Genomic DNA, 10,632 nt, shown 5'->3' with positions numbered 1-10,632 from the left:
GTCTTTGTGACCCACCTCGTGTGGGCCTAAAAAAATCTGGCGCAAATATGCTAAGGCGTATTTGATTTGAGCACATTTACCACTAATAACACAAAGCTTTAAAAGAAGACTATAAATAAACAGACAAAATTGCTCATAAAATTGAATAAATACGGAACGCATGAAAAATTTGTCTGATTTTGTATTATTTTCTGGAAAATTCATTTACAATGTCAATAGAGAGTGAGAAGGAAGGAGGAAAACATGAAAAAAATATTCTCTTTTCTAATGGTATTCGTTGTTGTTGGCTTCGGCTTTTTATATGTGAATCAAATAGGTTCTGCAGAAAATAAAATTTTATCAATCGAATCTCATCCAACCAGTAAATTGGTAATGACTAAAAAAGTAATCCCTGAAATGGTTTCACGGTTTGAGTTTGATTCTGGCTATCAATTTGAATACCCTGATGCAATAAGAGGTATATATGTTTCGGCACATTCAGCCGGTGGCAATCGTTTTCCACAACTAGTCCAATTAGTTGATGAATCTGACCTTAATGCGATGGTTATTGATGTGAAGGACGACTTTGGATATTTAACATACGTACCTCCAAAGGACTCGAAATATCAAACAATTAGTAAGGATTTAATCAAAGACCCAACAACCATGCTTAAAAAGCTCGAAGAAAAGCAAATTTATCCAATTGCAAGGGTTGTCGTATTTAAGGATTCAGTTTTAGCAAAGAACAGACCCGATTTATCGTTTAAAGAAGGTGACAAGGTTTGGACCAATCCTCGAGGAGAAGCGTTCGTGAATCCATTTTTAAAAGAAGTTTGGGATTATAACGTAGGAATAGCAATTGAAGCAGCAAAGCTTGGATTCCAAGAGATTCAATTTGACTATGTCCGATTTCCAGAGGGATTTGAGAAACGTGATGGTTCCTTAACCTATAGCATGGGGGAATACGAGAAGGCGAATTTAGACAATGTTCAAAAACGTGTTGCCGCTGTAACGGATTTTGTAGCGTATGCAAAGAAAAAATTGGAGCCATATAATATAAAGGTTTCGGTTGATATTTTTGGTTACACGGCGACTTTACCTGAAGCACCAGGCATTGGGCAAAATTTCTCAAAGATTTCAGAACATGTCGATGTCATTTCGTCAATGATTTACCCTAGTCACTGGACAACTTATTTCGGTATTCCACGCCCTGACCTAGAACCATATCGCTTAGTATCGGAATATGCGAAGGTTGAAAACCATAAGCTAAACCAAATCGAAAACAGACCTGTTTCAAGACCATGGCTGCAGGACTTTACAGCGAGTTGGCTGGGAAAAGGAAATTATACAGTGTACGGAAAAGCTGAAATCGAAGCACAAATAAAGGGTTTGCAGGACCAAGGAATAAATGAATTCTTACTATGGAACGCTGCAAATACCTACACAAAAGGTGTGGATTACACCCCATAGTAAGAAAAGCGTAAGGCGCCGGTCTATCGGCGACAAGCATAAGACCAGCGCTGACAGAAGGTGCCTTTTACCTTCCGAAGCGTTTGGCTTATGACCTTGAGCCGATGGCGCCTGAAGCTAGACAAAAAAATGGCTGGCCCAATCGACTTTGGGACCAGCCATTTTTTATTTTTTTCGTCCGCCGACCTTTTTCCAACCGGCCTTTACATTTACATCACGGTTAACAATATCAGAACCAGATTTACCTCCAAAAACTCGTTCCCCAACACCATTTGCCATAACACCCATCAAAGCAGTAATACCAATGACCAAAACAGCAATAAGACCTAAATCCATTATGTAGCTTGCCATGAATATCTCCTTTCAATCAAATGCGCCTTAGCGTATTTGCGCCCGATTTTTTTCGAGCTAGTCTCGAAAAATTTCCTTTGAAAAATCGAGGCATCCGCCGGAGGCTATCATTTTATTTAGTCTGGGCTAAACCCAGACTGATTAAAATGAAACTGCTTTCATACTTCTATTCTATTTCAAGTTTACTTTTATTGAAAGAGGGAATATCTAAATTTAGAGCAAATTTACTTAACTTACATACACTAAGGATGTCCTAAAAAAAATTAAAGGAGCAGATATATGAATTGGTATGAAAAACTAAATCAGTATTTTCCGATTGAGGAAATGAAATCAAAAGAACATATGGAAACACTCTTACAGGAAAAAGGGGATATTTATTATAAAGATGAAGGACCTTACCATGTCCTCATGTATGCTGAATTGGAAGGTTTTATATTTATCGACTACTTGTTTGTTTCAACAGAATCCCGTGGACAAGGCTTAGGTCATAAACTCATTGAAAAGCTAAAGAAAAAGGGGAAACCAATAATACTTGAGGTTGAGCCTGTTAACTATGAAGACTCAGATACTGAAAAAAGGCTAAGGTTCTATAAACGAGAAGGCTTTGAGCATGCAACTTCAATTGGATACGAACGTAAATCTTTGGCAACAAATGAACCTAATCAAATGGAGATTTTATACTGGTCTCCAAAAAATCAATCTGAAGAACTTGTGTATAAAGCCATGAGAAAAACATATGAAGAGATCCACATATATAAAGATAAAGAATTTTATGGTGACTCCTATGAGAACGTTGATCAAGTATTATCATTTAACAACAATAATGATAATCGTGATATCTTAAAAAATGTTTAACTTTGGGAAGAGTTGGAGCTTACAATTCCTCTACTTTCAGATTTAGAACCATAGATGTATCAAGGTCTTCAAGATTCAAAAGTTTTCTTCAAAATTGTCTATCTTTCTCAGAAAATTTGAGGTATAATAATTAAAGAAATTACTTAATTAAAGTCATTTTAATTTAGCGTTATTTTCACCCATGACCAATCATGCAGATTGTTAAGTAATAATCTACTTTTAAGGGAGTGATAAGGTTAATGGTTACTCTTTATACTTCTCCGAGCTGTACTTCATGCCGTAAAGCGAAGTCATGGTTAGAGGAGAATCAAATTCCATATCAAGAAAGAAACATTATTTCAGATTCTCTTTCAATTGAAGAGATCAAGGAAATTTTACGTATGACGGAAGATGGAACAGATGAGATTATTTCAACTCGTTCTAAGGTATTCCAAAAATTGAACGTAAATCTGGAGACAATGCCTCTTCAGGATTTATACAAATTAATTCAAGGAAATCCTGGTCTTCTTCGTCGACCAATTATCATCGATGAGAAAAGACTTCAGGTAGGATATAACGAGGACGAAATTCGTAGATTTCTACCAAGAAAAGTTCGTACCTTCCAACTAAAAGAAGCACAACGCTTAGTAAACTAACATCGAGAAACTTCTACTGTAAAAACGTAGGAGTTTTTTTATTTATTGGGACATTTTACTCGTTTTCTATCGCGATTCGTATTATAATGGTACATAAAACAGAAGCAACCCGAAATATGATTTAACCAGTAAACCGGGCAATTTAACTGTTTTTATAAAATTAACCTTTTTTATTTCCATTCTCATATCTTTTAACATAAAATAAAAGTACAAGATATAGACTTTTTTCTATACTGAGGTTATTCTACAACAATTATGGGAAAAGTGAATAAAAGAGCATCTGGCTCGGGGGTATAACGTCCCTTCAAAATCTGAGCAAGAAGGGAGAGGTTCTGTAATGGAAATCGAACGAATCAACGAACATACAGTAAAATTTTATATTTCATATAATGATATAGAACAGCGTGGGTTTGAACGTGAAGAAATTTGGTATAACCGAGAGCGAAGTGAAGAGCTCTTCTGGGAGATGATGGATGAAATTCATCAGGAAGAAGAATTCACGATTGATGGTCCACTATGGATCCAAGTCCAGGCCTTAGAAAAAGGGTTGGAAGTTCTTGTAACTCGAGCACAGCTTTCCAAAGATGGGAATAAGTATGAGCTTCCAGTTGGTGATGATAAAATTCCTGTTGATGAAAAGATTGAATCATTATTAGATCAACAATTTCATTCAAAATATGAGGATAAAGACTTTATTGAAGAATTTGAGGAAGAAAACTTCCAATTTTTAATTCGATTTCAAGATTTTGAGGATGTCATTTCCCTTGCACATCGAGTTCAGCTTGAGGGAATAAGCAATTCCTTATACTCCTTTGAAAATAAGTATTACTTATTTATCGAATTTAACGAGGAAATTTACACAGAAGATGAACTTGAGGATATGCTTAGCATTGTCTTGGAATATGGGCAGGAATCAGCAATGTCAATTCATAGAATTGAAGAGTATGGTAAAAGGATTATCAATGAGAATGCATTAGAGGAAATGATTAAATACTTTTCAATATAACAGAAAGTCGATTTCATTTTGTGAAATCGGCTTTTTTCTTGACGAAATGTTCATAATTTTTGATTGTACAGGCTGAACATCTATGCTATTTTTAAGGAGCAATAAATAATAAGAAGGAGATGATGCCGTGTTTGTTGCATTACGTGAAAATGGTGAATACATTTCACTCATGGAAAAATGGGAGCGCTCCGATTTGCTTAAGCTGCGCAACCATGAGACATTTCATTGTCCGGCATGCCAAAGTAAAGTCCAGCTTAAGGCAGGCATGAAAAAGACTCATCATTTCGCGCATCTAAAAGGAGCCGAATGCAAAATTAAAACAGAGCCAGAGTCTGAATATCACCTCGAGGGTAAGCGTCAGCTTTATCACTGGTTCCAGGCCCAAGGCTATGATGTCTCACTCGAGCCATTTTTATCCGAAATCACACAACGTCCAGACCTCTTAGTGACAACCGCAAACAAACGCTTCGCAATTGAGTACCAATGCTCCCAAATCGATTATTCCTTATTTAAAAAGAGATCCGATTCCTACAAGGATGAAGGGATTGTGCCTATTTGGATTTTAGGTGCAAAATGGTTTAACCGAACGTCTACCCATTCGGTTCGACTATCATCTTTTCAATGGCTGTTTGCTACCTCCTTCAACCAACCAACCCAACCTTGCATTCTTTATTACTGCCCAGATACTTCTACATTCGTCAAACTATCCAATCTTCAACCATTTACAACAAGTGAAACCTTTTGTTCCATTCAATTTCAAAAAGAACATGTAATGACCTTTACTAGACTTTTGGACCCAACCAATCCTACATTAACTTTACACCATTTATGGAATCGAAAAAAACAAAAGTGGAGAGCAAGCTACTCTATATATTCATCCAACCATTTGGCTACATTTTTGACTACCCTTTATCAAAACCGTATACCGCCATCCCATTTACCTGCTGAAGCGGGATTACCCGTCCCATCAGGCTATTGGTTCCATACATCGCCTATGATATGGCAAATGTGGGTTTTATTAGATCTTTTGCTTCAGCTTCGGAGTGGGGAAACATTCTTTTTTTCAAAAGTAATGGAGGTGATTTCGCGGCGAATTACAACAAAAGATATCGTGATTAGGCAGCTGCCGTTGGTATTTCATACCCAATATTCCCTGGCTATTGAGGAATACTTACAAATACTTGTAACTAAGAACAAACTGAAAAAAATCACGAAGACCAAATACGAAAAAATAGGGGATTTTGAAATACCAACTAATTTAGACGAAGCTAGTAGAATGGATGAAATACAGTTGGCAAGTGTTGGAAAGCATGAAGAAGATGGATTGGTACAACCTAATATTGGCAAAGACTGAATTCAAAAAACTTAACTTTTTCTATAAAAAAGGAGATAATCAATAAGGTATCGAATACTTTTTAGTGAATAGTAATAAGGAGGTTTATTAAATGGCTGAACAATCAACTGTAAAAAAGCTCCCAAATCGGAATGAAATTGCCGAGCAGGATACATGGAGATTAGAAGATATTTTTGCTTCAGACGCAGATTGGGAAAAAGAATTTACTGAAGTAAAAGAGATGATTCCAGGAATTGAAGAATTCCAAGGTAAACTAGGCGAATCTGCGGATAAGCTTCATGAGGCATTAGCTTATCAAGACGCGATTTCTTTACGAATGGGAAAACTTTATACATATGCGCATATGCGGAATGACCAAGATACATCAAATTCGTTATATCAAGGTTTATATGATCGCGCAACAAATCTATATACACAGGTAGGAAGTGCACTTGCATTTATCGTACCAGAAATTCTATCTGTCGATGAGGAGAAAATCAAATCGTTTTTGGCGGAAAAAGAGGAGTTGCGGGTTTACGAGCATGCTTTAAATGATATTAACCGTGAACGCCCACATGTTCTTTCAGCAAAAGAGGAAGCATTGCTTGCACAAGCCTATGAGGTAATGGATTCTTCAAGTAATACATTTGGTATGCTGAACAACGCAGATTTAACATTCCCTACCATCAAAGATGAGAATGGGGAAGAGGTTGAAATTACGCATGGTCGTTATATTCGTTTTCTAGAAAGCTCAGACCGGCGTGTAAGAGAAGAAGCGTTCAAGTCAGTCTATGACACATATGGCAAATTTAAAAATACGTTTGGAAGCACATTGAGTGGTACTGTTAAAAAAGATAATTTTAATGCCCGTGTTCGTAACTATCAATCGGCTCGTGAGGCTGCTTTGAGCAGCAACAATATTCCTGAGACTGTTTATGATAACTTAGTGAATACAATTAATGATAATCTTCCACTGTTGCATCGTTATGTTGACCTTCGTAAAAAGGCTCTAGGGGTGGATGAGCTTCATATGTATGACCTCTATACTCCACTTGTAAAGGATGTAAAAATGGAGGTTTCCTATGAGGAAGCAAAGGATTATATACTTAAAGGGCTAGCTCCACTAGGAGAGGATTATTTAAATGTTTTAAGAGAAGGCTTTGAAAATCGTTGGGTCGATGTTCACGAGAATAAAGGAAAACGAAGTGGTGCGTATTCTTCAGGAACATACGGTACAAATCCATATATCCTTATGAATTGGCAGGATAATGTGAACAATTTATTTACATTAGCCCATGAATTTGGTCACTCCGTCCATAGCTATTTTACAAGGAATAACCAGCCATATACATATGGAAACTATTCCATCTTTGTAGCGGAAGTAGCATCAACTTGTAATGAAGCGCTATTAGGAGATTATTTATTAAAAACAATTGATGACGACCAAAAGAAATTATATCTTTTAAATCACCAGCTTGAAGGTTTCAGGGGAACTGTATTCCGTCAAACCATGTTTGCGGAATTTGAACATATGATTCATATGAAAGCCCAAGAAGGAGTAGCATTGACTCCTGATTTATTCACCGAAATGTATTATGAGCTTAATAAAAAATACTTCGGTCCAAATATTGTCGTAGATGAGGAAATTGGACTAGAATGGTCACGCATCCCGCATTTCTACTACAATTATTATGTATACCAGTATGCAACAGGTTATAGTGCGGCAACCGCATTAAGTAAGCAAATTCTAGAAGAAGGTAAGCCAGCTGTTGATCGCTATATAAACAACTTCCTAAAAGCGGGAAGCTCTAACTATCCAATTGAGGTACTAAAAAATGCAGGTGTGGACATGAATTCTGCAGAGCCGATTAAAGAAGCGTGTAAAGTATTCGAAGCCACACTAACTGAAATGGAAAAATTATTAGAGAAGTAATAAGAAATGCTTCAGGCCTGTGGCTTAGACCAGAGAACCGCTGGCGCTTGGAGCTAGACAATAAAAAGAAGGGGCATCCATGTTGGATGCCCTTTGCTATGAACGAAAACCCCTGAAACGATTACGGTTATTATAGATAACTAGTGTCACAAGTAATGAAAGAAATAAAAGAGGGGTTGTGATATAAAGGGGAATTAATTTCATTAATCCCAATATATTTAGTCCAAAGGTGATGATGATCATGAAAGTCCCGATTATCAGCCCGATTCTCCTCATTTCTACGTCCTCCATAAGTTTCCTCAAATATAACCCACTGCTTAAAGTATCACTATCTTATATCTATGTCCAAGCATTCGTTTTAAGAATAGGAATTTGACAACTTTGTGAAAAAATGTACAAATAGTTGAAAGTGGTTATCAATCTTGCTATTATTTAATCAAGAAGTAATCACACAAACAACACCCCTTTGTTTGCAGTGAAATTTCTCCCATCCCCTTTATTGAAATAGAAGAAAGACTTGGACCAATTGGGTTCAAGTCTTTTTCGTTATTCTAGATATCTCCAGAAGGTTCCATACTTCACAGGAACTTGTTCCACTTTTTGCTTTAATATCAGCTTCTTCATTTCACGTTCGACTTCTGGTATAGGTAAATCGTACAAAACTGAAATTTCTTTTGAGGCAACAAATTTAAAGTATTTTAAGAAATCCTCCAAAGGTGGTGGAGGAGTAGGTTCAATTTTTTCGCCGAGCATGTCATAAATAATATGAACATACATTTCATATGGATAACAGCCAGTAATCTTTAGCCCTTCCTCCTCAATGTTTTCATTAAAGAAAACAAGTGTCGGAATTTCATCCACTTCCATTTCTGATGTGATTTTTAAATCGCATTGGAATGCCTTTGCAGCACTCGATGAATGAAGATCATTTAAAAATTCATTTACATCAAGTCCTACCTCTTCTGCACAATCAAGCAATACGTCTGCATCTGAAATATCACGTTTTTCAAGAAATAGATTTTCCTGGAGCTTTCGTAAAAAACGGATTCCTGCTTTTTTTCCTTGAAGCTCTGCAGCCTTTATTGCAATAGAAACAGAATGAGGAGCAGAAATTGGATTTTCAAGCCATAGGCTTCCGTCACAAGACATTCCTGATCGACTAGCAGTGCGTTCCCACACTTGAGCCATGTCTTCTGGCTTTTTCCTCTTCTGAATATTCAAGGAAGCAAGGCGGCCACTTAAAATATGGCGAATCGTAAAATACTTTCCATATTCAATTGTTAGCTTCTTTAAAATGGGTTCCAGTGCCCAACAATCAGGACATAGTGGATCAATAAACATATAGATTTCCAACGGACGATTACTAGATGAATGAATGAATCCTATGTTTTCATTTTGTTTCAATACCTTACCCCCTATCTACTCGTCAGGAGTGTTAATAGTAGCCTACTATTTCTCTTTTTCGATTTACTAAATATCTTAGTGTATTAACATTTTATCAATGGAAGAGATTTAACTCAAATAAAGCGCACTTTAAGGGGAATGAAATTTATGGAATAATAATATTGCTTTGGTCAAAATGAAAAAGCTCTCCCGTTTCGCAAGGGAGAACTCAGATTATCCGATATAAGTGTCTGTTACTTTTCTAACATAGTTTTGTGTTTCTTTAAAGGGTGGAATGCCACCATACTTGTCTACATTCCCAGGTCCGGCATTATAGGCAGCTAATGCAAGTGAAACATTTCCGTTATAGCGGTCTAACATATTCCGTAGGTATTTCGTACCTCCTTCAATGTTTTGAGCCGGGTCTGTAATATCAGTTACACCCAATCCCCGTGCTGTTGCAGGCATCAATTGCATAAGGCCAGTAGCACCTGCATGACTTTTCGCATTCGGATTAAAATTGGATTCATGCTTAATTACAGAGCTAATTAAACGTGCATCAACATTATATTTTTGTGCCGCATTTTGAATCAATTCATCATAGTTGCTAGAGACAGTCATGGTTTGAGAATTCGAAAACGTTAACGGCAGATAATGGTTATTGCTAGATAATGATGAAAGATTAATCTTCGAACGAATACTTTCAGTTGGTGAACTAGATGAATTAGACATCAGCTGTAAAAGCATGTCCTTAAATAAGGTTCCGTCGTTACTTGGCACCGGTGAATTTGGTGTCGAAATATTTCGTAACGCCTGAAGCTCCATTAATACTTTGTAATCTATCTTCAACTGCGTTCCTCTCCTAGTAGAATTTGCTTTTTACGATTATAAAATCTACGAATTTTATTGTCTGTTTTACGAAGTGGTATATTGTATTGCTTAAGCAGCTCTTTAAAAATCTCTTTTCCGATCACTTCATCTGTTACTTCATATTCTACCTCGAAATCAACCTGATTTAAATAGTAACTCTTATCCAATACAAGTAGGCCATTTTTATATTGGACTTCAGCTCGTATCGTTTTTAGAGACCCAAAGAAAGTAACGTTCGAAGGATTGATAGATAATGTTTTTAAAATGTCAGAGACTTCACCATCGATGATATTACCACCATCAAGCATTTGCTTGGATTCTTCCACTGTTAAAACTTGGTGTGTTTCTAATAATCCACGTTTAACGGGCTGTTTTAATGTGAGTGTATAGGTGCCTTCTCTTTCACGAATGCGAAGGGCAGCCCCTAGCTTTTTTAACGAAAATTCAGCAGTATCGAAATAAAAATTCTCTTGGATCACTTTTTTATCATCGTCAATCGAGAATTCAGAAAGTAATTGTTGATATTCATTTTCTTCTAGAATATTTTTAAATTCAATTTCAAGCTCTTGTGCCATCTTTTTTTCAACTTCCTTTATTACGGTTTGTTTGTTTTATTATATCATGAGGTGTGTCTTTTTTAGGAATTGCTTAGCTGTTTCTTTAAAGAATCGTTGTACATATGATAAAATAGGTGTGGATTTGATTTAACTTTCTTCAGTGGGGAGTTATCCCCACTGAAGAAATTAAAGCCTCCGGCGGATGCCACAGATTTTCAGCGGAAACTTTTCGCGAGATAAGACCAAAGACTAAGAACGCC

The 10,632-nt window shown here is 36.5% G+C and carries 10 protein-coding genes; 6 read left to right on the top strand and 4 right to left on the bottom strand.

Annotated features, from left to right (window positions below):
- Positions 1–243: 243 nt before the first annotated feature.
- Positions 244–1,449, top strand: coding sequence for a putative glycoside hydrolase (locus V7112_RS09050; RefSeq protein WP_335418023.1), 1,206 nt, complete (start codon positions 244–246; stop codon positions 1,447–1,449).
- 165 nt (positions 1,450–1,614) lie between these two features.
- On the opposite strand, the gene V7112_RS09045 is transcribed toward V7112_RS09050, so the two are convergent.
- The gene (locus V7112_RS09045) at positions 1,615–1,800 is read right to left on the bottom strand and encodes a hypothetical protein (protein WP_335418020.1); all 186 of its coding nucleotides are present in this window, start codon (positions 1,798–1,800) and stop codon (positions 1,615–1,617) included.
- Positions 1,801–2,079: 279 nt separating this feature from the next.
- Between V7112_RS09045 and V7112_RS09040 the strand changes: the two genes are divergently transcribed.
- The 5 genes from V7112_RS09040 to pepF all read left to right on the top strand — a co-directional run bounded on the left by V7112_RS09040 (position 2,080) and on the right by pepF (position 7,562).
- Complete coding sequence (locus tag V7112_RS09040) at positions 2,080–2,655, top strand: GNAT family N-acetyltransferase (RefSeq protein WP_335418017.1); 576 nt, start codon at positions 2,080–2,082, stop codon at positions 2,653–2,655.
- Positions 2,656–2,894: 239 nt separating this feature from the next.
- Positions 2,895–3,290 carry a transcriptional regulator SpxA gene (spxA, locus tag V7112_RS09035; protein WP_335418015.1) on the top strand — a complete coding sequence of 132 codons (396 nt, stop codon included), beginning with the start codon at positions 2,895–2,897 and terminating at the stop codon, positions 3,288–3,290.
- A 337-nt stretch (positions 3,291–3,627) separates the two neighbouring features.
- Positions 3,628–4,296, top strand: a complete 669-nt coding sequence (gene mecA / locus V7112_RS09030; RefSeq protein ID WP_335418012.1) for an adaptor protein MecA — start codon at positions 3,628–3,630, stop codon at positions 4,294–4,296.
- A 127-nt stretch (positions 4,297–4,423) separates the two neighbouring features.
- The gene (locus tag V7112_RS09025; RefSeq protein ID WP_335418009.1) at positions 4,424–5,650 is read left to right on the top strand and encodes a competence protein CoiA; all 1,227 of its coding nucleotides are present in this window, start codon (positions 4,424–4,426) and stop codon (positions 5,648–5,650) included.
- A gap of 91 nt (positions 5,651–5,741) precedes the next feature.
- Positions 5,742–7,562: an oligoendopeptidase F gene (pepF, locus tag V7112_RS09020; RefSeq protein ID WP_335418006.1), complete on the top strand. Its 1,821-nt coding sequence runs from the start codon at positions 5,742–5,744 to the stop codon at positions 7,560–7,562.
- A gap of 546 nt (positions 7,563–8,108) precedes the next feature.
- Here pepF and V7112_RS09015 read toward each other — a convergent pair.
- The 3 genes from V7112_RS09015 to V7112_RS09005 form a co-directional block, all read right to left on the bottom strand.
- Positions 8,109–8,966, bottom strand: a complete 858-nt coding sequence (locus V7112_RS09015) for a ClpXP adapter SpxH family protein (RefSeq protein WP_335418003.1) — start codon at positions 8,964–8,966, stop codon at positions 8,109–8,111.
- Between the two features lie 213 nt (positions 8,967–9,179).
- Positions 9,180–9,794, bottom strand: a complete 615-nt coding sequence (locus V7112_RS09010) for a lytic transglycosylase domain-containing protein (protein ID WP_335418000.1) — start codon at positions 9,792–9,794, stop codon at positions 9,180–9,182.
- Positions 9,791–10,390, bottom strand: coding sequence for a CYTH domain-containing protein (locus V7112_RS09005; RefSeq protein WP_335417997.1), 600 nt, complete (start codon positions 10,388–10,390; stop codon positions 9,791–9,793). Before V7112_RS09005 ends, V7112_RS09010 begins: the two co-directional genes overlap by 4 nt.
- Between the last annotated feature and the right edge of the window lie 242 nt (positions 10,391–10,632).

The sequence above is a fragment of the Bacillus sp. JJ1566 genome, from assembly GCF_036962685.1.
Taxonomy (GTDB): Bacteria; Bacillota; Bacilli; order Bacillales; family Bacillaceae_L; genus Ferdinandcohnia.
The sequence above is the reverse complement of the archived record's forward strand: the minus strand, read 5'-3'. Positions and strand labels throughout refer to the sequence as shown.